The sequence below is a fragment of the Pseudomonas sp. F(2018) genome (assembly GCF_005508865.1).
Taxonomy (GTDB): Bacteria; Pseudomonadota; Gammaproteobacteria; order Pseudomonadales; family Pseudomonadaceae; genus Aquipseudomonas.
Window position 1 is genome coordinate 116,062 of the sequence record NZ_SCOM01000003.1, and the last position, 26,280, is coordinate 142,341.

The 26,280-nt window shown below is 68.0% G+C and carries 23 protein-coding genes; 17 read left to right on the plus strand and 6 right to left on the minus strand.

Annotated features, from left to right (window positions below; genetic code table 11):
• Positions 1-311: 311 nt before the first annotated feature.
• From FFS62_RS14485 to FFS62_RS14495, 3 genes are all read left to right on the plus strand, one after another.
• Positions 312-2,144 carry a DUF1302 domain-containing protein gene (locus FFS62_RS14485; protein ID WP_137973543.1) on the plus strand — a complete coding sequence of 611 codons (1,833 nt, stop codon included), beginning with the start codon at positions 312-314 and terminating at the stop codon, positions 2,142-2,144.
• 11 nt (positions 2,145-2,155) lie between these two features.
• A complete protein-coding gene (locus tag FFS62_RS14490; RefSeq protein WP_371920138.1) occupies positions 2,156-3,532 on the plus strand; it encodes a DUF1329 domain-containing protein in 1,377 nt (458 codons plus the stop codon).
• 148 nt (positions 3,533-3,680) lie between these two features.
• Complete coding sequence (locus FFS62_RS14495) at positions 3,681-4,592, plus strand: LysR family transcriptional regulator (protein ID WP_137973544.1); 912 nt, start codon at positions 3,681-3,683, stop codon at positions 4,590-4,592.
• A 1-nt stretch (position 4,593) separates the two neighbouring features.
• Here the strand turns inward: FFS62_RS14495 and FFS62_RS14500 are convergent, their stop codons facing one another.
• A complete protein-coding gene (locus FFS62_RS14500; protein WP_137973545.1) occupies positions 4,594-5,064 on the minus strand; it encodes an OsmC family protein in 471 nt (156 codons plus the stop codon).
• 156 nt (positions 5,065-5,220) lie between these two features.
• Here FFS62_RS14500 and FFS62_RS14505 point away from each other — a divergent pair, with 156 nt between their 5' ends.
• The 4 genes from FFS62_RS14505 (at position 5,221) to FFS62_RS14520 (ending at position 10,525) form a co-directional block, all read left to right on the plus strand.
• On the plus strand, positions 5,221-6,396 hold the full coding sequence (locus FFS62_RS14505) for a M20 aminoacylase family protein (protein WP_137973546.1): 1,176 nt from the start codon (positions 5,221-5,223) through the stop codon (positions 6,394-6,396).
• Between the two features lie 3 nt (positions 6,397-6,399).
• Positions 6,400-7,701 carry an MFS transporter gene (locus tag FFS62_RS14510; RefSeq protein WP_137973547.1) on the plus strand — a complete coding sequence of 434 codons (1,302 nt, stop codon included), beginning with the start codon at positions 6,400-6,402 and terminating at the stop codon, positions 7,699-7,701.
• A gap of 18 nt (positions 7,702-7,719) precedes the next feature.
• Positions 7,720-9,189: a CapA family protein gene (locus FFS62_RS14515; protein ID WP_137973548.1), complete on the plus strand. Its 1,470-nt coding sequence runs from the start codon at positions 7,720-7,722 to the stop codon at positions 9,187-9,189.
• A gap of 157 nt (positions 9,190-9,346) precedes the next feature.
• Positions 9,347-10,525 (plus strand): M14 family metallopeptidase, encoded by a 1,179-nt coding sequence (locus FFS62_RS14520; protein ID WP_137973549.1) that lies wholly within the window; start codon positions 9,347-9,349, stop codon positions 10,523-10,525.
• Here the strand turns inward: FFS62_RS14520 and FFS62_RS14525 are convergent.
• The 3 genes from FFS62_RS14525 to FFS62_RS14535 are packed head-to-tail and all read right to left on the minus strand — an operon-like array spanning position 10,445 to position 13,584.
• Complete coding sequence (locus FFS62_RS14525) at positions 10,445-11,197, minus strand: glutathione S-transferase family protein (RefSeq protein WP_137973550.1); 753 nt, start codon at positions 11,195-11,197, stop codon at positions 10,445-10,447. The two genes, FFS62_RS14520 and FFS62_RS14525, sit on opposite strands and share 81 nt — an antisense overlap.
• A 10-nt stretch (positions 11,198-11,207) precedes the next feature.
• Positions 11,208-11,918, minus strand: a complete 711-nt coding sequence (locus FFS62_RS14530) for an ABC transporter substrate-binding protein (RefSeq protein ID WP_137973551.1) — start codon at positions 11,916-11,918, stop codon at positions 11,208-11,210.
• Complete coding sequence (locus FFS62_RS14535) at positions 11,905-13,584, minus strand: ABC transporter substrate-binding protein (protein WP_137973552.1); 1,680 nt, start codon at positions 13,582-13,584, stop codon at positions 11,905-11,907. Before FFS62_RS14535 ends, FFS62_RS14530 begins: the two co-directional genes overlap by 14 nt.
• A gap of 242 nt (positions 13,585-13,826) precedes the next feature.
• Between FFS62_RS14535 and FFS62_RS14540 the strand changes: the two genes are divergently transcribed.
• Genes FFS62_RS14540 through FFS62_RS14550 form a run of 3 tightly spaced genes read left to right on the plus strand, consistent with a single transcriptional unit; the run spans position 13,827 to position 17,058 of the window.
• Positions 13,827-15,449, plus strand: a complete 1,623-nt coding sequence (locus FFS62_RS14540) for a methyl-accepting chemotaxis protein (protein WP_137973553.1) — start codon at positions 13,827-13,829, stop codon at positions 15,447-15,449.
• Between the two features lie 23 nt (positions 15,450-15,472).
• Entirely contained in the window at positions 15,473-16,642 is a 1,170-nt protein-coding gene (locus FFS62_RS14545; protein WP_137973554.1) for a hypothetical protein, read from the plus strand.
• 11 nt (positions 16,643-16,653) lie between these two features.
• Positions 16,654-17,058 carry a phosphate ABC transporter substrate-binding protein gene (locus FFS62_RS14550; protein ID WP_137973555.1) on the plus strand — a complete coding sequence of 135 codons (405 nt, stop codon included), beginning with the start codon at positions 16,654-16,656 and terminating at the stop codon, positions 17,056-17,058.
• A 52-nt stretch (positions 17,059-17,110) separates the two neighbouring features.
• Here the strand turns inward: FFS62_RS14550 and FFS62_RS14555 are convergent, their stop codons facing one another.
• Positions 17,111-18,172, minus strand: a complete 1,062-nt coding sequence (locus tag FFS62_RS14555; protein WP_137973556.1) for a nitronate monooxygenase family protein — start codon at positions 18,170-18,172, stop codon at positions 17,111-17,113.
• Between the two features lie 94 nt (positions 18,173-18,266).
• Here FFS62_RS14555 and FFS62_RS14560 point away from each other — a divergent pair, with 94 nt between their 5' ends.
• The 7 genes from FFS62_RS14560 (at position 18,267) to FFS62_RS14585 (ending at position 25,499) form a co-directional block, all read left to right on the plus strand.
• Positions 18,267-19,142, plus strand: a complete 876-nt coding sequence (locus FFS62_RS14560; protein WP_137973557.1) for a LysR family transcriptional regulator — start codon at positions 18,267-18,269, stop codon at positions 19,140-19,142.
• A 14-nt stretch (positions 19,143-19,156) separates the two neighbouring features.
• Positions 19,157-20,290 carry a YbfB/YjiJ family MFS transporter gene (locus FFS62_RS14565; protein WP_256662241.1) on the plus strand — a complete coding sequence of 378 codons (1,134 nt, stop codon included), beginning with the start codon at positions 19,157-19,159 and terminating at the stop codon, positions 20,288-20,290.
• A gap of 67 nt (positions 20,291-20,357) precedes the next feature.
• Positions 20,358-22,286, plus strand: coding sequence for a putative nucleotidyltransferase substrate binding domain-containing protein (locus FFS62_RS14570; protein ID WP_137973559.1), 1,929 nt, complete (start codon positions 20,358-20,360; stop codon positions 22,284-22,286).
• On the plus strand, positions 22,283-22,978 hold the full coding sequence (locus tag FFS62_RS14575; protein ID WP_137973560.1) for a PolC-type DNA polymerase III: 696 nt from the start codon (positions 22,283-22,285) through the stop codon (positions 22,976-22,978). Before FFS62_RS14570 ends, FFS62_RS14575 begins: the two co-directional genes overlap by 4 nt.
• A 96-nt stretch (positions 22,979-23,074) precedes the next feature.
• Positions 23,075-24,202 carry a PepSY domain-containing protein gene (locus FFS62_RS14580; protein ID WP_137973561.1) on the plus strand — a complete coding sequence of 376 codons (1,128 nt, stop codon included), beginning with the start codon at positions 23,075-23,077 and terminating at the stop codon, positions 24,200-24,202.
• Positions 24,199-24,366: a hypothetical protein gene (locus FFS62_RS23180; RefSeq protein ID WP_171016345.1), complete on the plus strand. Its 168-nt coding sequence runs from the start codon at positions 24,199-24,201 to the stop codon at positions 24,364-24,366. Before FFS62_RS14580 ends, FFS62_RS23180 begins: the two co-directional genes overlap by 4 nt.
• A 152-nt stretch (positions 24,367-24,518) precedes the next feature.
• Positions 24,519-25,499 carry an alpha/beta hydrolase gene (locus tag FFS62_RS14585; protein ID WP_137973562.1) on the plus strand — a complete coding sequence of 327 codons (981 nt, stop codon included), beginning with the start codon at positions 24,519-24,521 and terminating at the stop codon, positions 25,497-25,499.
• A 57-nt stretch (positions 25,500-25,556) separates the two neighbouring features.
• On the opposite strand, the gene FFS62_RS14590 is transcribed toward FFS62_RS14585, so the two are convergent.
• Positions 25,557-26,264 (minus strand): type 1 glutamine amidotransferase, encoded by a 708-nt coding sequence (locus tag FFS62_RS14590; RefSeq protein WP_137973563.1) that lies wholly within the window; start codon positions 26,262-26,264, stop codon positions 25,557-25,559.
• Positions 26,265-26,280: the final 16 nt, after the last annotated feature.

A 26,280-nucleotide genomic window follows, 5' to 3' on the forward strand; every position in this document is an offset into this window, starting at 1 on the left:
CCGCCCTCCGGGGCGGTTTTTTTATGCCTGAAAAAGGGGCGTCGCCCGCCAGCTGCTTATCGGGATAACCCCGGGTTATGCACGCCGGCACCACGCGGAGCCCACAACCATGCGGCTTGTGGGCCTTTGCCGAACCACCCGCCGTGCGCGCGGACGAGCCGACCTCACCTTTGGCTATGGGCATAAGGATTTTTCAGAAGTCAGGGCCGCGGGGCTTACCTAGGATGCCCCGGCACCTGTCATCAGGCTGCAAAGAAGTGATGCGCCGCGCGGCCGAGCCGCGGGCCTTCTTTGATCAGCAGGAGAGCACCATGAGAAGAACAACAACAGGCGCGGGGGCGATGCATCCCCATGCCCTGGCACTGGCCGTAGCACTGGCAACCGCGCTACCGGCACAGGCCGCCAGCTTCAACATCGGGGAAATCGAGGGACGGTTCGACTCCTCCCTGTCCATCGGCGCCAGCTGGGCACTGGACGACGCCGACGCCAAGTTCATCGGCGTCGCCAACGGCGGCAGCGCCTCCACCCGCACCAGCGACGACGGCCGGCTGAACTTCAAGAAGGGCGAGACCTTCTCGAAGATCTTCAAGGGCGTGCACGACCTGCAGCTGAGCTACGGCGAGACCGGCATCTTCCTGCGCGGCAAGTACTGGTACGACTTCGAGCTGAAGGACGAGCACCGCCTGCTCTACGACATCGACGACAGCGGCCGCGACAGCGCCGCCCAGTCCTCCGGCTTCGAGCTGCTGGACGCCTTCGCCTACCACAACTACCTGATCGGCGACCTGCCCGGCAGCGTGCGCGCCGGCAAGCAGGTGGTGAGCTGGGGCGAGAGTACCTTCATCCAGAACAGCATCAACGCCATCAACCCGGCCGACGCCGCTGCCCTGCGCCGTCCCGGCTCGGAGATCAAGGAAGGCCTGATCCCGGTGAACATGCTGTATGTCACCCAGGGCCTGACCGAGAACATCTCCGCCGAGGCCTTCTACCAGATCGAGTGGGAGAAGACCGTCCTCGACAACTGCGGCACCTTCTTCGGCGCCGACGCGTCGCCCAAGGGCTGCAACTACGGCATGACCACCTTCGGTAGCGACTACAACCGCGACCCGTCGGTATACGGCTGGGTGCCACGCGGTAAAGACCGAGAGGCCCGCGACAGCGGCCAGTTCGGCGTGGCCATGCGCTGGCTGGTGCCGGAGCTGAACGACACCGAGTTCGGCTTCTACGCCATGAACTACCACAGCCGCACGCCGGAAAGCATGTGGACCGCGAGCAACGCCACCAACGCCACTGCGATCCAGGGCGCCAGAGGTCCGTCCACCGCCAGTTACTACCTGGACTATCCGGAAGACATCCGCCTGTACGGCATCAGCTTCGCCACTACCCTGTCGATCGGCACCGCGCTGTCGGGTGAGATCAGCCACCGGCCAAACATGCCGATGGCGCTCAACGGTACCGACGTCTCCACCGCCGCCAGCATCGGCCGGCTGTACACCCTGGGCGGCATGAACGGCATCGCCATCTTCGATACCGACTGGGCCAACAACCGCTACGGCAGCCTGGTGCAGGGCTACAAGCGCATGCCCTTCAGCCAGGCCCAGGTCAGCGCCGTGCACACCTTCGACAACGTGCTCGGTGGCGATCGCCTGAACCTGATCGGCGAAGTCGGCTACAGCCACATCGGCAACCTGGGCTCCGCCGATGGCTCGGACCTGCGCTTCGGCCGCAGCAGCGTCTACGGCATGGGCCAGTTGCCCGGTGACGCCGTCGCGACTCTGCCCGGCGTCGGCACGGTGCGCGGCAACCAGCTGTGCACCCGCGTGCTGAACACCGCCAACCCCGACCAGTGCACCGACAAGGGCTTCTACACCCAGAACTCCTGGGGCTACCGCCTGCGCACCCAGCTGGAGTTCAACGACGCCCTCGCCGGGGTCAACCTCAAGCCCAACCTGGCCTTCGCCCATGACGTGGAGGGCTACGGCCCGACCTTCACTGAAGGCAACAAGTCGGTGAGCCTCGGCCTGGATGCCGACTACCTGTCCACCTACACCGCCAGCCTCAGTTACACCAATTACTTCGGCGGCGACTTCAACACCAACACCGACCGCGACTTCCTCGCCTTCAGCGTCGGCATGAGCTTCTGAGGGTTATGCACATGACGTTTTCCCTGATCCACACCCAACTGCTGCGCGCCGGCGTGTTCGGCCTCGGCCTGCTCGCCGCAGGCCAGGCCCTGGCCGCGGTACCGGCCGAGCAGGTCGCCCGCCTCGGCAAGGACCTGACCCCGGTCGGCGCGGAAACCGCCGGCAATGCCGACGGCAGCATCCCGGCCTGGACCGGTGGCCTGGCCAAGGACGCCGGCAGCCGTGACGCCGATGGCTTCCTCAGCGACCCGTACGCCGCCGACCAGCCGCTGTTCACCATCACTGCCGACAACGTCGCGCAGTACCAGGACAAGCTGACCCCCGGCCAGCTCGCCCTGTTCAAGCGCTATCCGCAGAGCTACCGCATCCCGGTCTACCCGACCCGTCGTTCGGTGACCATGCCCAAGCAGTATCTGGACACCAGCCGCATGAACGCCGCCGACACCCAGCTCGCCGAGGGCGGCAACGGCCTGCAGAACTACCGCAGCGGTGGCTTGCCGTTCGCCGTGCCGCAGAACGGCCTGGAAGTGGTGTGGAACCACATCGGTCGCTACCGCGGCCTGTCGTTCCAGCGCATGGTGGTGCAGGCCTCGCCGCAGACCAACGGCGCCTTCACCCCGAGCCTGATCAAGCAGCAGCTGGCCTACCCGGTCGGCCTGTCCGACTACGCTCCGGCGGAGATGGCCAACCTGCTGTACATGTACCGCGAGGAATTCCTCGCCCCGGCACGTCTGGCCGGTGGAGTGTTGCTGGTCCACGAGACCATCAACCAGGTCAAGGAGCCGCGCATGGCCTGGCAGTACAACGCCGGTCAGCGTCGTGTGCGCCGCGCCCCGCAGATCGCCTACGACAGTCCCGGTGCCGAAGGTATGCGCACCATGGATGACTTCGACATGTTCAACGGCTCGCCGGATCGCTTCGACTGGCAGCTGGTGGGCAAGAAGGAGATCTACATCCCCTACAACAGCTACAAGCTGAGCTCGCCCAAGTTGAAGTACACCGACATCATCAAGCCGGGCCACCTCAACCCCGAGCACACCCGCTACGAGCTGCATCGCGTGTGGCACCTGACCGCCACCCTGAAGCCAGGCCAGCGCCACATCTATTCGCGTCGTGACCTGTTCATCGACGAAGACAGCTGGCAAACCGCCGAGGCCGACGCCTATGACGGTCGCGGCCAGCTGTGGCGCGTCTCCGAGGGCCACGCCACGTTCTTCTACGACCAGCAGACCCCGCAGCTCAGCGCCGAGACCCACTACGACGTGCTCTCCGGTCGCTACGCCGTCGGCGCCCTGTTCAACGAGCAGAAGAACGCCTACGACTTCGGTGTGCAGTACAGCCGCAAACAGTTCACCCCCAGCGCCCTGCGCGCCTCGGGGATTCGCTGATCACCACGCAACACTCCTACCTTGGCGGCCTGCGGGCCGCCGTTTTTTTATCTTACAAATGGCCCGGCGCAGCCCATCGGCATTCGGCCACGAGGCGTAATTTTTGCTTTAAATTCCGTACCTTGCCTAAAGAAGCCGGGCCGTTCCCATGAAGTTGCACCAGCTCCGCGCCATGCTCGCCATCAGCGAGAGTGGCAGCATCCAGGAGGCCTCGCGCCTGCTGCACATCTCCCAGCCGGCCCTGTCCAAGGGCATCAAGGAGCTGGAGGCCGAACTCGGCGTGCCCCTGCTGATCCGCTCCAACCGCGGCATCACCGTCACCGAGTACGGCGAGCGCCTGGTGCGCCGCGCGCGCCTGATCCTCGAGGAAGTGCGCCGCGCCCGCGAGGAGATCGAGACGCTCAAGGGTGTGATGGACGGCAAGGTGTCGATCGGCGTGTCGCCGGTCACCCCCGGCGCCCAGTTCATCGCCAGCCTCAACCGCTACCGCAAGCGCTACCCGAAGGTGCAGGTGCAGATCCACGAACTGCGCCCGTCCAAGCTGATGGAGGGCCTGCGCGAAGGCCAGCTGGACCTGGTGCTGACCTCACTGCCGGCGGTGCGCAACAGCGACGGCTTCCACTGGACCGAGCTGTATGCCCAGCCCACCGTGCTGGCCGTGCGCAAGGGCCACCCCTTGAGCGGCGCGCGCTCGCTGGAGGAGCTGCGCGACCAGGAGTGGCTGCTGCAGGACTCGCTGGAGCAATCGCGGGTCGGCCTGATGTTCGAGCAGTACCGGGTCGAGCCGCCGACACGGATCATCGAATGCGCCTCGGTGGTGCTGTTCTCCGAACTGGCGCTCAACACCGACGCCATCAGCTACTGGTCACTGCGGGTGCTGGAACATATCCAGAAGCTCGGCCAGGAACTGCACGTGCTGGACGTGGCCGAACAGGTGCCGCCGATGAACATCTCCCTGGTCTGCCGCGACCAAGAACTGATGACCCGCGAGGCCAAGGCGCTGGCCGACGAGCTGGTGTACGCCTACAAGAGCCCGCACGCGCCGAAGCTGGGCGACTGACTCAGGCGTCAGCGTAGACCGGTTCGCAAAGCACCTCGGTCTTCACCGAACTGGCGATAAAGCACTCCTCGTGCGCCTCGTGATGCAGTGCATCGAGCTGCTCGCGACTGGGGGCGGCGCCATTGAAGGTAACGCTCGGGCGCAGGGTGACGCGGGTCATGGCCAGGCGGCCCTCGGCGTTCTTGCCCATCTTGCCCTCGGCCAGGTCGTGGTAGCCGTCCACGCGCCAGCCATCACGCGCCGCCAGCGACAGGAACCAGAGCATATGGCAGCTGGACAGGGAGGCGACGAAGGCCTCTTCCGGGTCCACCGCGTCTTCGCGCGAGCCGGGCAGCGGCACCACGTGCGGCGAGGACGAGGCCGGCACCTCCACGCCACCGTCGAAGCGCCACAAATGCGCGCGGCTGTAGCGGTTGTCGAGGAAGTCCTGGTCGCCGCGCGACCAGAGGATTTCGGCGGTGTGCATGGCCATCGGAGCGCTCCGCAACAGGGGGCGGGTCAGCATAACCAAGCGGATGCGGCGACGCACATAACCAAAGCCGATACACATGCGCAGAGGTGATTATCCGCCGCCGGCGGCCTGCGGCATGCTGCGCTGCATCCTGGGCATCACCACAAGGACAACAACATGCAGCTGATCCCGCAGATCCTGGCCTGGCAGGATGAATTCGCGTCGATTCGCCGAGATATCCACCAGCACCCGGAGCTGGGCTTCGAGGAGAGCCGTACCGGCCTGCTGGTCGCCAGCCTGCTGCGTCAGTGGGGCTATGCGGTGCATGAAGGCATCGGTGGCACCGGCGTGGTCGGTGTGCTGAAGAACGGCAGTGGCAGCAAGACCCTCGGCATCCGCGCCGACATGGACGCCCTGCCGATCCACGAGGAGAGTGGCGTCGCCCACTGCAGCCGCCACGCCGGCAAGATGCACGCCTGCGGCCATGACGGCCACACTGCCATCCTGCTCTGCGCGGCGCGCTACCTGGCCGAGACCCGCGCCTTCGACGGCACCCTCAACCTGATCTTCCAACCGGCCGAGGAGACCCTCAAGGGCGCGCGCCGGATGATCGAGGACGGCCTGTTCGAGCGCTTTCCCTGCGACGCGGTATACGCCCTGCACAACATGCCGGGCCTGCCGGTGGGCATGTTCGTCACCCAGGCCGGCGCCATGAGTGCATCCTCCGATGTGGTGACCATCAGGCTGCTCGGCGTCGGCGGCCACGGCGCCATGCCGCACAAGGCCAAGGACCCGGTAATCGCCGCCGCCGAACTGGTCTTGGCGCTGCAGAGCATTGTTGCGCGCAACGTGCCGGCCGGCGAGATCGGCGTGGTCACCGTGGGCTCGATCCAGGCTGGCGAGGCGGCCAACGTGATTCCGGATGTGGCCACGCTCAAACTCAGCGTGCGCTCGACCAACCCGGAGATCCGCAAGCTGCTGAAGAAGCGCATCACCGAGATCGCCCAGGGCGTGGCCAAGACCCACGACATCGGGCTGGACCTGGACTACGACGAGCGTATCGGCGTGCTGCTCAATACCCCGGCCGAGACCGCCCTGCTGCAGCAGGTGGCGCGCCAGATCAGCGGCGACAAGGGCGTGCTGACCAGCGTGCCGAGCGGCTACCTGGGCAGCGAGGACTTCGCCTCCATGCTCGAGGTGCGCCCCGGCTGCTACATCGTCACCGGCAACGGCAACAGCGGGCCCAGCGGTTGCATGGTCCACAACCCCGGATACGACTTCAACGACCTGGCCATCCCCTTCGGCGCGAGCCTGTGGGCGCGCCTGGTGGAAACCTACCTGAGCGAGACCTGATTGATGCAGTCCCTCCCTAATAGCAAGCGGCCCCTGGTGGTCCTGATGCTGCTGGCCGTGATGGTCATCAGCGTGCTGGACAAGACCATCTTCGCCTTCGCCGGCCCGCAGATCATCGACGAGCTCAAGCTCACCCCCGAGCAGTTCGGCTTCATCGGCAGCGCCTTCTTCTTCCTCTACTCGGTGTCCGGTGTGCTGGTCGGCTTCCTCGCCAACCGCGTGCCGAGCCGCTGGATTCTCTCCGGCATGTCGGTGGTGTGGATGGCCGCACAGGTACTCACCGCCATCAGCACCAGCTTCTTCGCCCTGGTCGCCAGCCGCATGCTGCTCGGCGCCGGCTGCGGCCCGGGCACCGCGGTGACCCAGCACGCCGCCTTCAAGTGGTACGCCCCGCGCGAGCGCGTGCTGCCGGCCGCCTGGATCCAGGTGGCGATCATGTCTGGCGCGATCCTCGGCGCGCTGTCGCTGCCGCTGCTGATCCAGCACCTGGGCTGGCGCGCCGGCTACCTGATCCTCGCCGGCGTCGGCCTGCTCTGGCTGGCACTGTGGCTGATGGTCGGCCGCGAAGGCCAGCATGACGAGGCCAGCGACGAGGCCGCCGGTGGCACTACCACCTACCGCAACCTGCTGCTCAATCGCACCTTCTTCTTCGTCACCCTGGCCGGCTTCTGCATCTACCTGCCCACCGCGCTGATCTACAGCTGGATTCCGACCTACCTGCAGAAAGGCCTGGGCATGACCCCGATGCAGTCCGGCTACGTGGTGATGGCCGCCACTCTCGGCGTGATCATCCTCAACCTGCTGGTCTCCAGCCTGTCGCAGCGCGCCCTCAAGCGCGGCGCCAACGTGCGGGTGGCGATGGCCGTGCCGATCGCCGCGGCCTGCCTGATCGGCGGCGTGGCGATGAGCCTGATGGGCTTCGTCGAGCAGGGCGTGGACATGACCATCGCGCTGTATCTGGTCGGCGGCTCCATCGTCAACCTGGTGCCGGCCTTCGCCAACTCCGCCGTCGCCTATATCGCCCCGGCCAAGCAGCGCGGCAGCATGCTGGCCATTCACATCGGCCTGATGACCAGCGCCGGCATGCTCGCCCCGCACGTGGTCGGCCAGGCCATCGGCTGGGAAGGCGGCGACCTGGTCAAGGGCTTCGAACTGGCCGTCGGCCTGTTCGGCCTGGTGCTGATCGTCGGCGGCCTGCTCGCCCTGTTCCTGGTCGACCCGGAGCGCAGCCGCAAACAATTGGCCGTCCTCACCGGCCAATCCTCCAGCGAATCCCACAACGCGCCGGCCGCGAGCCAGGCCTGAGTCAGGAAGTTTTCCGAGATGCACAAACGAATCCCCTCGCCCCAGCAGCGTCCCGACCGTATCACCCTCCCGGACAGCTGGCGCGACGCCGATGTGGAAGACGGCTTCTGCGTGGTCGCCGTCGGCGACATCATCATCACCCACGCCATCGCCGACAAACTGGCGCGCAAGTCGCCCGAGCTGCTCGACATCCTCAAGCGCGGCGACGTGGTGGTGGGCAACTACGAATGCACCGCCATCGACTTCAACCGCTACGACGGCTACCCCGAGGCGCTGTCCGGTTTCTCCTGGCTGCTCAGCGATGCCGACGCCCCGGCGGACCTCGCCAGCATCGGCTTCAACATGATGTCGCGGGCCAACAACCACGCGCTGGACTGGGGCGCCGCCGGCCTGAAGATGACCGACGCGCTGCTGGATGATGCCGGCATCGCCCACGCCGGCACCGGCGGCAGCCTTGCCGCCGCCCGGGCGCCGGCCTTCATCAACACCGACAAGGCGCGCGTCTCGCTGATTTCCTACGCCACCACCTTCGAGGCCAACGCGCCGGCTGCCGACGGCCTCGGCATGGTACCGCCGCGCCCGGGCCTGAGCCCGCTGCGCACCACCCCGCACCGCCTGGTCAGCCCGCAGGACTTCGCCGTGCTCAAGCGCCTCAACGAGCAGGAGGCCTTCCAGGACCACTACCTGCTACGCACTCTGCACGGCGAGCACAGCGTGCACCTGGGTATGGCCCTGCACTACCGCGTCGACCCAAATGCCGCGCCGGGCACCGTGCGCATCCACTACGAATGCGACAAGCTCGACCAGGCCGCCATCGTTCGTGACCTGCGCCAGGCCAAGCAGAGCAGCGACTTCACCATCGTCGCCCAGCACACCCACGAGCCGGACAACCAGTGCATCGAGGTGCCCAACTACCTGCCGAGCCTGGCCCGCAGCCTGGTCGACAACGGCGCCGACATGCTCTGCGGCCATGGCCCGCACCAGATCCGCGGCATCGACATCTACAAGGGCAAGCCGCTGCTGTATTCGCTGGGCAACTTCTGCTTCATGGACAACAGCATGAAGCTGATGCCAATGGACAAGTGGGAGAGCCGCGAGTGGCTGGCCGCCGAGGCCTTCGTCGGGCCCAAGGGCATCACCAACCCGCGCCTGAGCACCCCGGCCGAGTTCCTCGAGTGGAAGCGCGTGGTCGGCATCTTCAGCGAGCCGGTGTGGTTCGAGAGCGTGGTCGCCGAGTGCCACTTCAAGGCCGACGGCACCCTCAAGCAACTGCTGCTGCACCCGATCGAACTGGGTTTCGCCGGGCGCGATGCCGAGCGCGGCATTCCGCGCCTGGCCTTCGACAACGACGACAACCAGCAGCAGGCGCGGCGCATCCTCGAGCGCCTGCGCGAGCTGTCCGCCGAGTTCGGCACCGTCATCGAGATCGAGACCGTACAGCACGGCGAACGCCAGAGCAGCGTCGGCCGCGTGGTGATCGCCTCATGACGGCTGCCTGACGCCAGCGGCCCACAAGGCCGCCAGCCCGGGGCCTGGCCCCACCCTCAACCCTCCTGCCGACGTCCGGTGCAGGCCACAAGCCCGCGCCACGGGCACGGCCGCGCCCGCGAAACCGCGCGGGCGCCATCCACCACACGGAAGCACCATGGACCTGACCTGTTTCTCGCAGAGCTACGCCGAAGCCCGGCAGAAATTCCTCGACGCCTGCGCCGCCAGCGGCCTGGCCGTCGAAGCGCATATCCACCCCCTGAAAGGTCGCGACGGCGAAGAGCTGGCCATGGACGTGGCCCGCCTCGGCCCGGCCGACGCCGCCAACCTGCTGGTGCTGAGCAGCGGCTGCCACGGTGTGGAAGGTTTCTGCGGCTCGGCCGTGCAGATCGACCGCCTGCGCGACGCGGCCTGGATGCAGCGCTGCCAGCGCGACGACCTGGCAGTGCTGTTCATCCATGCGCTCAACCCGCACGGCTTCTCCTGGCTGCGCCGGGTGACCGAGGACAACGTCGACCTCAACCGCAACTTCCTCGACTTCACCCAGCCGCTGCCGGACAACCGCGACTACCGCCGGGTCGCCCACCTGCTGCTGCCGCGCCGCCAGCCTCCCACCCTGCCGACCACCCTCGGCCTGGTCGGCTATTCCCTGCGCCACGGGCGCATGGCCCTGCAGGGCGCCATCTCGCGCGGCCAGCACAGCGACCCGCAGGGCATGTTTTTCGCCGGTACCGCGCCGACCTGGAGCAACCAGACCCTGCGCCAGGTGCTGCGCCAGCATGGCCAGCAGTGCCGGCGCATCGGCTGGATCGACGTGCACACCGGCCTCGGCCCACGCGGCTTCGGCGAGCGCATCTACAAGGGCGACAACAGCCCGGAGTCGATGCAGCGGGCCAGGGCCTGGTGGGGCGACAGCGTGACCAGCAGCCAGGACGGCAGCTCCACGTCAGCCGCCCTCAACGGCACCCAGGACCTGGCGACGATGACCGAGTGCGCCCAGGCCGAGTACAACGGCCTGACCCTGGAGTACGGCACCCAGGCCGGGCTCAAGGTGCTCAACGCGCTGCGCGCCGATCACTGGCTGTACCGCAACCCGCAGGCGCCCGCCGCCCAGCAGGAGCGGATCAAGCGGCAGCTGCGCGATGCCTTCTATATCGATGCGGATGACTGGAAGCAGCGGGTCCTGCAGCAGGCCCGCGAGGTGCTCGACCAGACCCTGGCCGGGCTCGCCGGGCCGCTGGCCGCTGGCCGCCGCCTAACAGCGGCTCATCGGCCCGCGCACCGGCTCCCTGCGGAACAGGCTGCGTTCGCTGAGCGGCGCCCCGGCGGCCAATAGCGCGGCGCGCTGTTCGGCGATCGGCGTACGCGCGGCCACCGCCTCGAAGGCGCCCAGACGCACGAAGGCCGGCTCGGCCAGCAGCGCGTCGATCCAGGCCGCCAGGCGCGGCCAGCGCTGGGCATCGACCCGATAGCGGGCGAACTGGGCATTGCGGAAGAAACAGGCGACGGCGATATCGGCGATGGACAACTCGCCAAACGGCAGGCCCTGCGCCGGCAGCTGGCTCTCCAGGTAGCCGCAGATCTCCGGCAGGTCCTCATCGTAGGTCCGCCGCAGCACTTCCTGGTCCGGCTCGCGCGCCCACACCGAGCGACCGATCACCAGCTGGTTGAACAGCTGCCAGATGATCACCTGGCCCAGGCGGCTGTCGGCGTATTCCTCCAGCCAGCGCGCACGGGCGCGCTGGGCGATCTCCTGCGGGTAGAGGCGCGGCTCCGGATAGCGCTCCTCCAGGTACTGGCAGATCACCGAGGAGTCGTTGAGCACCAGGTCGCCATCCACCAGCACCGGCACCTGGCGCAGCGGGCTGAGGCGGCCGAAATCCTCGTCGCCGAAGAACGGCACTATGGGATCGACCCGGTAGGCCACGCCCTTCAGTTCCAGCAGCGCCAGCACCTTGCGCACGTAGGGCGACAGGTACGAGCCGACGATCAGCAGCGGTTGCGTCATTTGCGGTTCCTCATTGCAGGCTCAGGCCGTGCTTGCGGTACAGCGCCTGCACCCAGCCCTCGCGGTACAGCTGCCGCAGGTTGTCCTGCAGGCGCTGCAACTCGCCGGAGTCCATGCGCGGGTGGCAGGCGATGTCTTCCATCAGGGTCAGGAACGGCAGCACCTCGCGCGGGCGCGGGCTGGCCGGGAGCGAGTCGACCACCGCCGAGCTGGTGGCCCACAACCGTGCGCGGCTGCGCTGCAGCATGCTCAGGTTGAGCGACTCCTTGTTCGAGTAGATCACCTCCACACCGATGCTCTGCAGGTACTCGCCGGCGCCGGAGCCTTGGTGACTGAGCACGCGCAGGCCGCGCACCTGTTCCAGGCTGCTCAGCTGCAGGTTGTCGTCGGCCTTGGCGTACAGCCCCAGGCGCGACACCAGCAGCGGACCGACCCAGGCGAAGTGCGGCTCGCGCTCCTGCTGGCGCTCCACCAGCAATACGCAGCTGCGCTCCTGCTGCTGCACCTGGTGCAGGGCGCGCTGCAAGGGCATGAAGCTCAGCCGATAGGCGATATCGGCGCGGCGAAACAGCTCGGCGGTCAGCTCCGGTACCAGGCCGCTGGCGCTGCCATCGGGGCGCTGCTGCACCAGCGGCGCGCGCTCCCAGGCGAACAGCTGCAGCTCGGCCGCCGCCAGCGGCAGGCTGAACAGGCTCAGCAACAGCAGGCTAATCCCACGCACGCAGGGCCTCCTCGTACGGCAGGGTGCGCCCGGGCGGGCGCTCGTTGTCCAGACGTGGCCAGGGTGCGCCGGGCTGGCTCAGCCACTCGCCCGCCGGGCGCGGGGCATTCAGCGCCGGCGCGCAGGCGTGTTGCTGACGCTGGCCGACGACCTGCAGGTGGCGGTCGAAGGCCAGGGCTAGATTGCCCAGGGCCTGGCTCGCGCTGAGCTTGCCCGACACCGCCGGGTGCAGCTGGCGCCACCACAGGCTGGCCATGCCGCTGTAGTCCGGCACGTTGGCGCCGGTGGGCGTCCAGCGCCGCGCCGCGCGGCTGCGGTAGAACTCGACCAGCCCGCCCAGGCGCGGCGCCTCGGCCAGCAGGGCCGGCGAGTCGAGATCGGAGCGGCGGATCGGCGTCAGGCCGACCAGGGTCTTGCGCAGCGACACGCTCTTGGCGGTGACGAACTGGGCGTACAGCCAGGCCGCCTGACGCTGGCGCAGCGGGGTGGCCTTGAGCAGGGTCCAGGCGCCGACGTCCTGATAACCGGACTTCATGCCGTCGCGCCAGTAGGCGCCGCGCGGCGACGGTGCCACCCGCCACTTGGGCTTGCCCTCGGCGTCCACCACCGGGCTGCCGAGCTTGGTGTAGTCGGCGGTGAAGGCGGTGTACCAGAAGATCTGCTGGGCCACGTGGCCACGGGCGGCGACATTGCCGGCCTGGTTGAAGCTCATCTGCTGCGCCTCGGGCGGTGCGTAGCGCTGTAGCCAGTCGACGTACTGCTGGATGGCGTAGACCGCTGCCGGGCTGTCCAGCGCGCCACCACGGGCGACACTGGCGCCGGCCGGGCGGCAGCCCTCGACGCGGATGCCCCAGTCGTCCACCGGCACGCCGTTGGGCAGGCCCAGATCGCCCACCCCGGCCATGCCCAGCCAGGCGTCCGACAAGCGCCAGCCGATCGAGGGGTCGAAGCCGCCGTAGTCCATGTGGCCGTAGACGCGCTGGCCATCCAGCTCGCCGACCTGTTCGGTGAAAAAGGCGGCGATGTCCTCGTAGGCCGACCAGTTCTGCGGCACGTCCAGCTCGTAGCCATAGCGCTGGCGGAATGCCTTGCGCAGCTCCGGGCGCTCGAACCAGTCGCGGCGGTACCAGTAGAGGTTGGCGAACTGCTGGTCGGGCAACTGATACAGCTTGCCGTCGGGGGCGGTGACGAAGGGCAGGCCGATGTAGTCGTTCAGATCGAGGGTCGGCAGGGTCACGCTGGCGCCCTCGCCGGCCATGAAGTCGGACAGCACCAGCACCTGGCCGTCGCGGAAGTGCTGGCCGAGCAGGTCGCTGTCGCTGACATAGGCGTCGTACAGCGGCAGACCGGTCTCCTGCTGGGTGCGCAGCTTGTTGACCACGTCGTCCTCGCCGCTGATCTCATGGATCACGCGGATGCCGGTCAGCCGAGTGAACAACGGCGCCAGTACGTTGGTCTCGTACCAGTGGGTGTCGATGCGCTCGGCGATCACCCGCACCTGGGTGCCGGCGAACGGCTTGCCGGCTGCGGCGAACCAGGCCAGCTCGGCGCGCTGCTCGGCGGCGCTCAGGGAGCTGGGCTGCAACTCGGCCATGGCCTCCAGCAGCGGATCGGCCGCATACGTGGCCGCGCTCAGCAAAAGGCCGAGCAATATCGCAGCGCGCATCCAAGGCTCCTTTTCTAATTATGCGCTGAGTCTAGGCGACTGCCCGGCGCCGCCGCCAGAGCGGCCTGCGACCGCTGGTCCCAGGCAAGACCGGCATTTTGCAGCTATAGAAAGAGGAGGGATGGCCGACATAGCGATAACTACACATAAGCATCACATATGGTCACAGGATGACCGACCGATGGCCTTTAGCCATTAGTTGGCTTTCTGTACACTTCGCGCCCCCGATTTGGGTACCTGCCATGCTGAAGAATCTGTCACTGACCCTGAAGTTGTCGCTGCTGCCTGCCGTCGCCCTGCTCGGCCTGCTGCTGTTCGTGGGCTACACCTCGGTGCAGCTGTCGGCCAACGACGCCCGTCTGGATACCCTGGAAACCCACAGTTTCCCCACCCTGGAAAAAGCCGATGCGGTGAACTTCCAGTTCTCCCGCCTGCCCGGCCTGCTCAATAGCGCCGTCGCCGCCGGCGAGCTGTCGACCCTGGACGAAGCGCGCCAGGTGCTGGCCGAGATCGCCAATTTGCAGCAGGCCCTGCAGCCGCTGACCCGCGCCAACGAGGAGCGCGCTGGCGAGCTGGATGCCTGGCGCCAGGCCATCGGCCGCTACGCCGACAACGCCCTGTCCTCCTCCGAGCAGCTGATCAAGGGCAGCGCCGGTTTCGAGGACCTGCGCCCCAACCTGGACCGCATGGCCAGCGACCTGGCCGCCGCGCAGAAGCTCGGCGAGACCTTCCGCGCCCACGCCTATGAAGACTTCCAGAGCACCCTCGGTCAGGCCCGCACCGACAACGCCGAGACCACCCGCGTCGGCTTCATCCTCACCGCCCTGCTGGTCGGCCTGGTCGGCCTCGGCGCCTGGGTGATCATCCGCGGCATCATGGGCAACGTGCACGGCGTGATCGATTCGCTGAAAGCCATCGCCCGTGGCGACGGCGACCTGACCCGCCGGGTCAACGTCGATTCGCGCGACGAGATCGGCGAGATGATCCAGCTGTTCAACGGCTTCCTCGACAAGCTGCAGGGCACCATCCGCCAGACCATCGATGCCGCCAGCCCGCTGGGGCAGATGTCCCAGGAGCTCTATCGCCTGACCCAGGACGCCACCCAGAACGCCCGCTCGCAGCAGGGCCATACCGATTCGATCGGCCGCGACATCCAGACCATGACCAGCAGCATCCAGGAAGTGGCGCAGCGCTCGCAGCAGGCCTCCGAAGGCGCCGGCGCCGCCTCGCGCCAGGCCGGCAACGCCCGTGAGAGCATCGGTAGCCTGTCCAACAGCATCAGCGACCTGGGCAGCAGCGTGATGGGCGCGGTGCAGGCCATGGAACAGCTGGAGGAAGAGACCCAGCAGGTGGGCTCGGTGCTTACCGTGATCCGCAGCATCGCCGAACAGACCAACCTGCTGGCGCTCAACGCCGCCATCGAGGCCGCCCGCGCCGGCGAGCAGGGCCGTGGCTTCGCCGTGGTCGCCGACGAGGTGCGCAACCTGGCGCAGAAGACCGCCGCCTCCACCGCCGAGATCCAGCAGATCATCCAGCGCCTGCAGAACAGCGCCAACGGCGTGCTCAACGTCATGACCGCCAATGGCGAGAAGGCGCAGAACAGCATCGAGCGCTCCGTGGAAGCTACCCGCATGCTCGAGTCCATTGCCGTGGCGGTGGGCCAGATCGACCAGTTGAACGCCGGCATCGCCCAGCTCACCCAGGAGCAGATCGGCCTGTCCAGTTCCATCCAACAAGAGACCCAAGTGTTGCAGCAGGATGCCCAAGCAACCGCACATGGGGCCGAAGCCACCGCACGCCTAGGCGAGCAGCTGGTCAGCACAGGAGACCACCTGCGCGCGGCGACGGCCCAATTCCGCGTTTAACCCATTCAATGGAGCATCACCGCATGACTACTGCCCGCGTCCTCGGCCTGGCCATCTGCCTGGCCAGCACCTCGGCATTCGCGCTGGAACAAGGCGAAGCCCTCATCAACGGTTTCGGTACCGTCGGCATCACCCACCTGGGTGGCGAAGACGACGGCCGCGGCTACGGTCTCTCCGGCCAGACCAACGACTCCTGGCGCGGCGACCAGCTGAGCAAGTTCGGCGCCCAGCTGACCTACGGCGTCACCGACACCGTCGGCCTGACCCTGCAGACCACCGCCAAGGCGTACTCCGACGAGTGGAAGGCCAACCTGGAATGGGCCTACCTGTCCTGGCAGAGCACCGACAACCTGATGCTGCGCTTTGGCCGTCTGCGCACCCCGGTGTACATGTACTCCGAGAGCATCGACGTGGGCTTCGCCTACCCCTGGCTGCGCCTGCCGGACGAGGTCTACAGCCAGGTCCAGCTGTCCAACTACGAAGGCGCCGACCTGGTCTACAACCTGCCGCTGTCCTTCGCTACCGCCTCCTTCCAGCTGGCCGGCGGCCAGGCGCGCAACCGCGACTACTACCTGTACGACGATAAGTTCGACATCGACTATTCCAAGGTCTTCGGCGCCAGCGTAAGCCTGGCTACCAACGACTTCGGCACCTTCCGCATCGGCTACACCGAAGCCGGCATCGAGACCGACATCAGTGGCACCATTGTCGGGATAGTCCCCCCGGGAGTCGGCGTGACTCAGGAGCAGAGCCTGCTGCAACTGGACAAGGACAAGGGCAAGTTCACCTCGATCGGCTACCAGTACGACAACGGCACCTGGCTGACCGCCAACGAGTGGACCAGCCGTGTGATCGAGAACGACAACACCCACAGCACCGACTCGTTCTACCTGATGGGTGGCCGCCGCTTCGGCGACTTCTTGGCTCACGTCACCTACGCCCAGCTGGACGAGGACGAAGGCCGGCAGAACTCCTGGACCCTCGGTCTGAACTACAACATCCTGCCGACCGTGGTGCTGAAGGGCGAGTACAAGCGCGTGGACACCAACGGTGGCTACGACGGCGTGTTCGTACGCAACTCCCAGGAGCTCTACGAGAACACCGTCAATTCGCGTACCCGCGGCCTGCTCGGCGTACCGGCTCGCAACTACGACGGCGACATCATCAGCGCCGGCGTCGACTTCGTCTTCTGAGGAGCATGCACATGAAGCAGTCCATTCGCATCCTCCTCGCCGCCGCCAGCCTGGGCGCTGCCGCCCTGGCCCAGGCCGAGGTCGCCGTGATCGTCAATGCCGGCGCGTCCGCCGCGCCGTCGCAATCCGACGTCGCCAACATCTTCCTGGGCAAGAACAAGTCGCTGAAAGGCGTCGACCAGAAAGACTGGAACCCGACCAAGGAGAAGTTCTACACCGCGGTCACCAACAAGAACGAAGCCCAGCTGAAGTCCTACTGGTCCGGCCTGGTGTTCACCGGCAAGGGCCAGCCGCTGCCGAGCGTGGCCGGCGATGCCGACGTGGTCGCCAAGGTGGCCGCCGAAGCCGATGCCATCGGCTACGTGGACAAGGCCGCGGTGACCGACAAGGTCAAGGTGCTGTTCACCCTGCCCTGATCTCGGGGTAGCGCGATAAAAGAGGCCGGCGGGGCAACCCTCCGGCCTTTTTTCATGCCTGGCGCATCTCCGCCACCAGAATCGCCAGCAGTTCCCCGGCCGGCAATTCGCGCGCCAGCGGTGCGCCCTGGCCGGCCCATTGGGCGGCGAAGTCGTGGTTGCCGCGGGCCACGGCTGCAGCCTGCAGGGCCTTGGTGGCGTCATAGGTGTAGGAATATCCGGGCAGCGCCGGTGCGCCAGGGCGACCCAGCTCGCTGAACACCCGATTGGGCAACCCGCGTGCGGGGCGCCCGGACATCGCCGCGGTGATCTGCGTGCGATGGGCCTTATCGCTCTTGAGCGCCGCGCGGTAGGCGGCGTTGGCCAGCGACTCCGGGCACAGCACGAACGCCGTGCCCATCTGTACACCGGCGGCGCCGAGGGCCAACGCAGCGTTGATGCCGGCGCCATCCATGATCCCGCCAGCGGCAATCAGCGGCAGTGCGGTGCGTGTCGCCAGCACCCGCACCAGGGCCAGGGTGCCGATGCCGGGATCGCCCTGCTCCGGCTCGAACAGCCCGCGGTGACCGCCCGCCTCGATGCCTTGCGCCACCAGCGCATCGACCCCGGCGGCCTCGGCCAGCTTGGCCTCGGCCACGCTGGTGACGCAGGCCAGGAGGCGGATGCCGGCCGCCTTGAGGGCGTCGATGCTGGTCTGCGGCGGCAGGCCGAAGTGGAAGCTGACCACCGCCGGCCGCTCCTCCAGCAGCATCGCCAGCATGTCCGCATCGGCGACGAAGCTGCGGTAGATGTCGCGCAGCTCACCCGGCGGCGTGGCGCCGAACTCGGCGAAGAACGGCCGCAGATGCTCCAGCCAGGCGGCTTGGGCCGCGGCATCGGCGGGCGTCGGGCGATGGCAGAACAGGTTGATGTTGAACGGCTTGCTGGTCAGCCCGCGCAGCTCGGCGATCAGCGCGCGGCCCTGTTCCGGGGTACTGGCCGCCAGGCTGATCGAGCCGAGGCCACCGGCATTGGAGACCGCCGCCGCCAGCTGCGGGGTGGAGACGCCGAGCATCGGCGCCTGGATGATCGGCTGCTCGATGGCGAGCAATTCGGTAATGCGCGGCGTTGCCATGATCTCGACTCCGTGGCGGTTGGACTTGACCAAATATTCTCAAAAAGAGATTCTTCGCAAAACATTATTCTCTTTAAGAGATTATTGGAAGCCCATGGATCTCTCGACGCTGACCATCTTTCGCACCGTTGCCCTGGAGCAGAGCATCACGCGCGCGGCCCAGCGCCTGGAGCGCGTGCAGTCCAACGTGACCACGCGTATCCGCCAGCTGGAGGACGACCTCGGCGTGCAGCTGTTCCTGCGCGAGGGCAAGCGCATGAGCCTGACCGAGCAGGGCCGCGAGTTCCTCGCCTATGCCGAGCGCCTGCTGGCCCTGGCCGACGAGGCGCGCCAGGCCATGCACCCGCAGCAACCGGGCGGCACCCTGCGCCTGGGCAGCATGGAAAGCACCGCGGCCAGCCGCCTGCCCGGACCGCTGGCGCGTTTTCATCGCGCCTTCCCGCAGGTCAGCCTGGAGGTCAGCACCGGACCCAGCCAACCGCTGCTCGACGCCGTGCTGGCGCGGCGCCTGGACTGCGCACTGATCGCGGCGCCGACCAGCCGGGTCGGCACGCGCTGGGCGGTCGAGGCGCTGGACCCCGGCCTGCTCAGCCAGGCGGTGTTCCGCGAGGAACTGCTGCTGGTGCTGCCGAACGACCACCCGCCGGTCCGCGGCCCGCAAGATGTGCAGCTGCGCACCCTGGCCGGCTTCGCCCAGGGCTGCACCTACCGGCAGATCGCCCAGAGCTGGCTGAACGGTGCCGGCAGTCCGGTGCGGGTACAGGAGGTCGGCTCCTACCACGCGATCCTCGCCTGCGTGGCGGCCGGCTCCTGCGTCGGCGTCCTGCCGCGCTCGCTGCTCGAACTGCTGCGCGAGCCGCCGGCGGTACAGAGCGTGCCGCTGCTGGAAGTCGACACCCTGCTGGTGTGGCGTGGCGACTACCGCAGCGCGGCCTTCGAGCAATGGCGCGAGACGCTGCAGGCGGCCTGATGCCAGGACGACGCTTGGCTGCCCCCATCGCCGCCGCCCTGCTGCTGGCCATCGGCATGGGTTTCGGCCGCTTCGCCTTTACCGGCCTCTATCCGCTGATGCTCGACGACGGCCTGCTCAGCCTGCACGCCGGCTCGCTGGCCGCCTCGGCCAACTACGCGGGCTATCTGCTCGGTGCCCTGCTGCTGGCCCGCAGCAGCGCCAGCCGGGCCTCGCACCTGTGCCAGTGGGCGCTGGCCGGCACCCTGCTGACGCTGGCGGCGCTGGCCTGGATCGGCCAGCCCTGGCTGATCGTGCTGACCCGCTTCGCTGCCGGGCTGTTCAGCGCCATGGCCCTGGTCGGCGCCTCGCTCTGGTTGCTCTCTGTTGGTGGCCATAGCCGCAGCGCGCCGCTGCTGTTCGCCGGCGTGGGCCTGGGTATAGCGCTGTCGGCGCAGCTGATCGCCGTCGGCCACACCAGCGGCCTGCACAGCCAGGCACTGTGGTTGAGCCTGGCCCTCGGCGGCCTGCTGCTGGCGCTGCCGGCCTGGCTGCAGCTGCGCCGGCCGCCGCGGGGCAACGGCGCCGCGCCGGGGGCATCTACTGTCGCCACGGGAAGTCTGGGCGCATGGCGCCTGATCCTGATCTACGGCCTGGCCGGCCTCGGCTACATCGTGACCGCCACCTACCTGCCGCTGTTGTTGCAGGGCCATCTCGGCGACCTCGATCCGCTGCAGATCTGGACCGCCTTCGGCCTCGCCGCCATGCCCTCGTGCTTTGCCTGGCATGCCGTGCATCGGCGCCTGGGCACGGCACGCGGCCTGGCACTTAACCTGCTGCTGCAGGCAATCGGCGTGATCCTGCCGGTGTTCAGCCAGGCCACCTGGGCCTGCCTGGGCAGCGCCGTGCTGGTGGGCGCCACCTTCATGGGCACGGTGACCATCGCCATGCCCGCGGCCCAGGCCCTGGCCAGCCGCGTGCGCTTCAACATGCCGGCGACCATCACCGCCGCCTATGGCCTGGGTCAGATCCTCGGCCCGCTGCTGGCCTCGGCACTGTTCGCCCGCAGCCACAGCTTCAACCCGGCCCTGCTGGTCGCTGCGAGCGCCCTGGCGCTGGGCGCGGCCCTGTGTCGGCCCTGCGCCCGGCTTGCCCGGCCTGCGACCTAGGTCCAATTGGCGGCCTGCGGCGAAAGCGCCAGCATGCTGCAAACCTCCCCGCGCAGGGATCACTCCCATGCAATCCAAGCAAGGCCTGGCCGCCAGCAAGGCCGCGGTTCTGCAGAACGTCCATGGCACCATGGAGTTCCTGCGCAAGTACCCGCCGTTCAATCAGATGGACAGCGCCCAGCTGGCCTACCTGGTGGAGCACTGCCAGCTGCGCTTCTATGCCGCCGGCGAGAGCATCATCAAGCCCGGCGACGGGCAGGTGCAGCACTTCTACATCGTCAAGCAGGGCCAGGTGGTCGGCGAACGCCCGCACTCGGCCCGGCGCGGCAGCGAGACCACCTTCGAGATCGCCAGCGGCGAATGCTTCCCCCTGGCCGCCCTGCTCGGCGAACGTGCCACCCGCACCGAGCACCTGGCCGGCGAGGACACCTTCTGCCTGCTGCTGGCCAAGGACGCCTTCGTCCGCCTGTTCGCCCAGTCCGCGCCGTTCCGCGACTTCGCCCTGCGCGGGGTCAGCAGTCTGCTCGACCAGGTCAACCAGCAGGTGCAGCTGCGCGCCGCCGAGAACCTTGGCGCGCAGTATTCGCTGGATACTTCGCTGCGCGAGCTGGCACCGCAGCAGCCGGTGGCCTGCGGCGCCGACACGCCGCTACGCGATGCGGTGCGGCGCATGCACGAGCAGCACGTCGGCAGCATCGTCATCGTCGACGAGCAGGCGCGCCCCGAGGGCATCTTCACCCTGCGCGACCTGCGCCGGGTGGTGGCCGACGGTGAATCCCTGGAGCAGCCGATCAGCGCGCTGATGACCCAGCGCCCGTTCCACCTGTCGCCCGACGCCAGCGCCTTCGACGCCGCCCTGGCGATGACCGAGCGACACATCGCCCATGTCTGTCTGGTGGAAGACGGCCACCTGGTCGGCGTGGTGTCCGAGCGCGACCTGTTCTCCCTGCAACGCGTCGACCTGGTCCACCTGGCCCGCACCATCCGCCATGCCGGGCGCATCGAGACGCTGGTGGCCCTGCGCGGCGACATCCGCCTGCTGGTCGAGCGCATGCTGGCCCACGGCGCCAGCTCCACCCAGATCACCCAGCTGGTGACCCTGCTCAACGACCACTGCGTGTGCCGGGTGATCGAGCTAGTGCTGGAGGAAATGGGCGACCCCGGCGTGCCTTTCAGCTGGCTGTGTTTCGGCAGCGAGGGCCGCCGCGAACAGACCCTGCACACCGACCAGGACAACGGTATCCTCTTCGAGGCCCGGGACGCCGCCGATGCCGAACGCATCCGCCAGCTCCTGCTGCCGCGCGCCCGGCGCATCAACCAGTTGCTCGCCGACTGCGGCTTCACCCTCTGCCGCGGCAACATCATGGCCGGCAACCCGCAGCTGTGCCTGTCGCGCCAGGAATGGACGCGGCGCTTCTCCACCTTCATCCGCGAGGCCACCCCGGAGAGTCTGCTGGGTTCGAGCATCTACTTCGACCTGCGGGTGGTCTGGGGCCCCGAGCAGGGCTGCTTGCAGCTGCGCCAGCACCTGCTGGCCGAAATCGCCGACAACAGCCTGTTCCAGCGCCAGCTGGCCGCCAACGCCCTGCGCCATCGCCCGCCGCTGGGGCGCTTCCGCGACTTCGTGGTGGCGCGCAAGGGCGCCGAGAAGGACACCCTCGATCTCAAGGAGGAAGGCCTGACACCCTTCGTCGACGGCGCCCGCCTGCTGGCCCTGGCCCATGGCATCGGTGAGAGCAGCACCCTGCGCCGCTTCGCCGAGCTGGTACGCCAGCGGGTGATCGACGCCCAGGACGGCGCGGCCTACGAGGAGGCCTACCACCTGATCCAGCAGATGCGCCTGCAGCTGCACCAGCAGCAGGCGGCCCAGGGCCTGGGCTTCTCCAACCGCCTCGACCCGGACAGCCTCAACCACCTGGACCGGCGCATCCTGCGCGAGTCCTTCCGCCAGGCCCAGCGCCTGCAGGCCAGCCTCGCGCTGCGCTACCAGCTATGAAGAAGCTGCTCGAATGGCTGCGCCAGAGCAGCCCCGTCGTCGACCCACGCAGCCTGCGCCTGCCGGCGCCGGCGGCCCTGGACGAGCGTCCGCTGGCCAGGCAGCGCCTGGTGGTGGTGGACCTGGAGACCAGCGGCCTCGATCTGCAGCGCGACCAGTTGCTGGCGATCGGCGCGGTGGTGATCGAGGACGGCGCCATCGACCTGTCCCAGCAGTTCGAGTGCACCCTGCGCCAGGCCGATCATCGCGCCGGGCCCAGTACCCTGATCCACGGCATCGCGCCCAGCGCGGTCGCCGCCGGCCGCGAGCCGGACGAGGCGCTGCTGGACTTCATGCAATTCGTCGACGACAGCCCGCTGCTGGCCTTCCACGCGCCCTTCGACCAGCACATGCTCGAACGCGCCCTGCGCGAGCAGCTCGGCTATCGCCTGCGCCATTCCTTCCTCGATGCTGCCGTGCTGGCCCCACTGCTCTGCCCGGAGGCGCCGCCCTATCGAGGTTTGGACGAGTGGCTGGAGCACTTCCAGCTGCAGGCCAGCGAGCGCCACCACGCCAGCGCCGACGCCCTGGCCACCGCCGAACTGGCGCTGATCCTGTTCAGCAAGGCCCGCCGCCAGGGCCTGGACAACCTCGCCGAACTGCAGCGCAGGGCCCAGGCCTGGCGCCGCCGACAGCTGGCACCCTCGCTCTGATAGAGCCGCTCAATACCGTTTGTAAAACATTCTCGATTCCACCTGCGGCAGCGCTCCCCTAGAATGCGGGGCCCTCTCCAGGCCCCGGGCTGCCCCATGCGTTCCACCACCATCCGCCGCTGGTCCGTCATCCACACCTGGACCAGCCTGATCTGCACGCTGTTCCTCTTCCTGCTGGCGCTCACCGGCCTGCCGCTGATCTTCCACCACGAGATCGAGCACCTGCTGGGCGAGGCACCGGAGCTGCGCGAGATGGCGCCGGACGCGCCGCGCCTGGACCTGCAGCAGCTGGTCGAGGCCGGCGAGCGCCATCGCCCCGGCGAGGTGGTGCAATACCTCGGCTGGGAAGACGACGAACCCAACGGCGTGGTGACCATCATGGCCGCGACCGCCGGCACAGAGCCCAACTCCTCGCACACCTTCATGCTCGATGCGCGCAGCGGCGAGGCGGTGGAGATGCCGGCGGCCAACGGCGGCTTCATGATGCTGATGCTGCGCCTGCACGTGGACATGTTCGCCGGCCTGCCGGGCAAGCTGTTGCTGGCCTTTATGGGCATCCTCTTCGTCGTCGCGATCATCTCCGGCGTGGTGCTCTATTCGCCCTTTATGCGCCGGCTGGAGTTCGGCACCGTGCGCCAGCACAAGTCCACGCGCCTGCGCTGGCTCGACCTGCACAACCTGATCGGCATCGTCACCCTGGTCTGGGCTTTGACCGTGGGCGTCACCGGGGTGATCAGCGCCTGCGCCGACCTGCTGATCAGCGCCTGGCGCAACGACAGCCTGGCGGCCATGGTCGCACCCTACCGCGATGCCCCGCCGCTCACCGAGCGCGCCCCGGCCACGCAACTGCTGGACATCGCCCAACAGGCCGCGCCCGGCATGCAGCCCGACTTCATCGCCTTCCCCGGCACGCGCTTCTCCAGCGAGCACCACTACTCGGTGTTCATGAAGGGCAGCACGCACCTGACCTCGCACCTGTGGACGCCAGTGCTGATCGACGCCAAGACCCTGCAGGTCACCGCCGTGGCCAGCCGCCCCTGGTACATGGACGCCCTGGCCATGTCGCAGCCGCTGCACTTCGGCGACTACGGCGGCCGGCCGATGCAGATCCTCTGGGCGGTGCTCGACGTGCTGACCCTGATCGTCCTGGGCAGCGGCCTGTACCTCTGGTGGGTCCGTCGCCGCGCACCGCGTGCCGCCCTGCGCGACGAGGTGGCGGCATGAAGCGCTGGCGCGCATCGACCTTCGCCATCCCCACGCTGATCGGCGTGCTCAGCACCGTCGGCCTGTTCGCCGCGCTGCTCGGCGACGGCCCGTGGGACGCCCTGGCCTGGCTCGGCCTGGGCCTGCCGGCCGTGCTCGGCTGCTGGCCACTGCTGCGCCGCTGAAAAACACTGGCGAAAGCGCAACGCCGACCTAACGTGAGAGAAGGCAGAGATCGGAAGCACAGGAGTGCACCGCTGTCAGTCCCTTCTCCCTCGCTGTTCTGCCGCCACCGCCGCCTGCGCGGCATCGACGCCAACAGCCAGGGAGCATCGCCATGCTGTTCATCACCAATCGTTTCCCCAAGGGCTCGATCAAGAGCGAGATCGACCGCCCGTTCGCTTTCGACCTGGACAACAACGCGCCGAGCAACTCGGTGTTCTTCTGCGAGCGGCAGAGCAAGAAGAAGCTGGTCGAGCTGGGCAGCCAGGCCTTCCTGGGCCGCCTGCAGGAGGCCAAGCAGCGGCAGATCCTGCTGTACATCCACGGCTACTCCAACCTGCCCGATGACGTGTTCGCCGCCGTCGAGGAGTTCCAGGACCTGTGCAACCAGCGCGGCAAGGACGAGGTGCTGGTGGTGCCGGTGATCTGGCCCTGCGACAACGACAAGGGCATCGTCCAGGACTACTGGGACGACCAGAAATCCGCCGACTACAGCGCCGTGTCCCTGGCCCGCGCCCTGTGCTTCTTCCTCGCCTGGCGCAAGGACCGCGAGGAGGCCGGCCAGGCCAGCTGCCTCAAGCGCATCAACGTGCTGGCCCATTCCATGGGCAACCGCGTGCTGCGCGAAACCCTCTGCGAATGGGACCGCTACGACCTGGCCAACGGCGTGCCGATGCTGTTCCGCAACACCTTCCTGGTCGCCGCCGACATCGAGAACGAGTCGATCCATCGCGGCCAGCGCGGCGAGCTGATCTCCCATGCCTCGCGCAACGTGGTGGTGTACTACGCCTCGGACGACATGGCCCTGCGCAGCAGCAAGGCGGCCAACCTGAAGAACCGCATCGCCTCGCGGCGCCTCGGCCACAGCGGGCCGGAGAACCTGGAGCTGACGCCGCAGAACGTCTACGCGGTGGACTGCGACGACATCAACACTCTGTACGACTTCCCCAAGGGCCACTCGTACTTCCGCAGCGGCCGCACCAAGGGCATTCCCGGCGTGGTGTTCGACCATCTGTTCGAGTGCCTGGTCAGCGGCCGGGTGTTCCCGCAGGACGAGTTCCGTCGTACCACCATCCTGCACGACAGCGCCGCCTGATCGCGGGCATAAAAAAGGCCCCGGGAGTGGGGCCAAGCGCAGGGTGACAAGCGCGAATCAGGTCAGATGGGCATGGGGACCGCTGAGGTAGTCGAGCAGGCGGAACAGGCTCGCGCCGAGCGAGGCGCAGTGGGCGCTGCCGGCCTGGATGGCGGCCGCGTCCTGCACCGCACCGGGCCGTTGCAGATCGTGCGGGCAGGCGGCGAGCAGCTGCTCGATGCTCGCCGGGCTGCTCTCCAGGTGGCACTGCAGGGCCACGGCGCGCTCATTCCAGACGAAGCCCTGCATGGCGCAGGCCGCCGAGTGATAGAGCGGGATGGCACCGGTAGGCAGGCTGAAGGTTTCGCCATGCCAGTGCATGGCCATCAGTCGCTGCGGCAGCATGCGCCCGAGTGGCGACTGGCTGGCTTCTGCATGCTGTTCGATCGGGTGCCAGCCGATCTCTGCCGTGTCGGCCAGCCGCACATCACCACCCAGCACCTCGGCCAGCAGCTGGCCGCCGAGGCAGATGCCCAGCACCCGCTTGTCGGCATCCAGCGCGGCGCGCAGCAGTCGTTTCTCCGCTCCCAGCCAGGGATGTTCGGCCTCGTCGTGCACGCTCATCGGCCCGCCCATGACTACCAGCAGGTCGAAGTCGTCCAGCGTCGGCAGGGCATCGCCAGCGTACAGGTGATGGACCCGCGCCGGCAGATTGCGCTTATCCAGCCACTGGCCGATCTGCGCCGGCCCCTCGAACGCCACGTGCTGCAGAATGGATACACGCATCGCTTCACCTCTCACG

Excerpts from the sequence above, each read along its gene's own strand:
- FFS62_RS14485 (WP_137973543.1), top strand. The coding sequence starts at position 312 with ATGAGAAGAACAACAACAGGCGCGGGGGCGATGCATCCCCATGCCCTG.
- FFS62_RS14490 (WP_371920138.1), top strand. The coding sequence starts at position 2,156 with ATGACGTTTTCCCTGATCCACACCCAACTGCTGCGCGCCGGCGTGTTC.
- FFS62_RS14495 (WP_137973544.1), top strand. The coding sequence starts at position 3,681 with ATGAAGTTGCACCAGCTCCGCGCCATGCTCGCCATCAGCGAGAGTGGC.
- FFS62_RS14500 (WP_137973545.1), bottom strand. The coding sequence starts at position 5,064 with ATGGCCATGCACACCGCCGAAATCCTCTGGTCGCGCGGCGACCAGGAC.
- FFS62_RS14505 (WP_137973546.1), top strand. The coding sequence starts at position 5,221 with ATGCAGCTGATCCCGCAGATCCTGGCCTGGCAGGATGAATTCGCGTCG.
- FFS62_RS14510 (WP_137973547.1), top strand. The coding sequence starts at position 6,400 with ATGCAGTCCCTCCCTAATAGCAAGCGGCCCCTGGTGGTCCTGATGCTG.
- FFS62_RS14515 (WP_137973548.1), top strand. The coding sequence starts at position 7,720 with ATGCACAAACGAATCCCCTCGCCCCAGCAGCGTCCCGACCGTATCACC.
- FFS62_RS14520 (WP_137973549.1), top strand. The coding sequence starts at position 9,347 with ATGGACCTGACCTGTTTCTCGCAGAGCTACGCCGAAGCCCGGCAGAAA.
- FFS62_RS14525 (WP_137973550.1), bottom strand. The coding sequence starts at position 11,197 with ATGACGCAACCGCTGCTGATCGTCGGCTCGTACCTGTCGCCCTACGTG.
- FFS62_RS14535 (WP_137973552.1), bottom strand. The coding sequence starts at position 13,584 with ATGCGCGCTGCGATATTGCTCGGCCTTTTGCTGAGCGCGGCCACGTAT.
- FFS62_RS14540 (WP_137973553.1), top strand. The coding sequence starts at position 13,827 with ATGCTGAAGAATCTGTCACTGACCCTGAAGTTGTCGCTGCTGCCTGCC.
- FFS62_RS14545 (WP_137973554.1), top strand. The coding sequence starts at position 15,473 with ATGACTACTGCCCGCGTCCTCGGCCTGGCCATCTGCCTGGCCAGCACC.
- FFS62_RS14550 (WP_137973555.1), top strand. The coding sequence starts at position 16,654 with ATGAAGCAGTCCATTCGCATCCTCCTCGCCGCCGCCAGCCTGGGCGCT.
- FFS62_RS14555 (WP_137973556.1), bottom strand. The coding sequence starts at position 18,172 with ATGGCAACGCCGCGCATTACCGAATTGCTCGCCATCGAGCAGCCGATC.
- FFS62_RS14560 (WP_137973557.1), top strand. The coding sequence starts at position 18,267 with ATGGATCTCTCGACGCTGACCATCTTTCGCACCGTTGCCCTGGAGCAG.
- FFS62_RS14570 (WP_137973559.1), top strand. The coding sequence starts at position 20,358 with ATGCAATCCAAGCAAGGCCTGGCCGCCAGCAAGGCCGCGGTTCTGCAG.
- FFS62_RS14575 (WP_137973560.1), top strand. The coding sequence starts at position 22,283 with ATGAAGAAGCTGCTCGAATGGCTGCGCCAGAGCAGCCCCGTCGTCGAC.
- FFS62_RS14580 (WP_137973561.1), top strand. The coding sequence starts at position 23,075 with ATGCGTTCCACCACCATCCGCCGCTGGTCCGTCATCCACACCTGGACC.
- FFS62_RS23180 (WP_171016345.1), top strand. The coding sequence starts at position 24,199 with ATGAAGCGCTGGCGCGCATCGACCTTCGCCATCCCCACGCTGATCGGC.
- FFS62_RS14585 (WP_137973562.1), top strand. The coding sequence starts at position 24,519 with ATGCTGTTCATCACCAATCGTTTCCCCAAGGGCTCGATCAAGAGCGAG.
- FFS62_RS14590 (WP_137973563.1), bottom strand. The coding sequence starts at position 26,264 with ATGCGTGTATCCATTCTGCAGCACGTGGCGTTCGAGGGGCCGGCGCAG.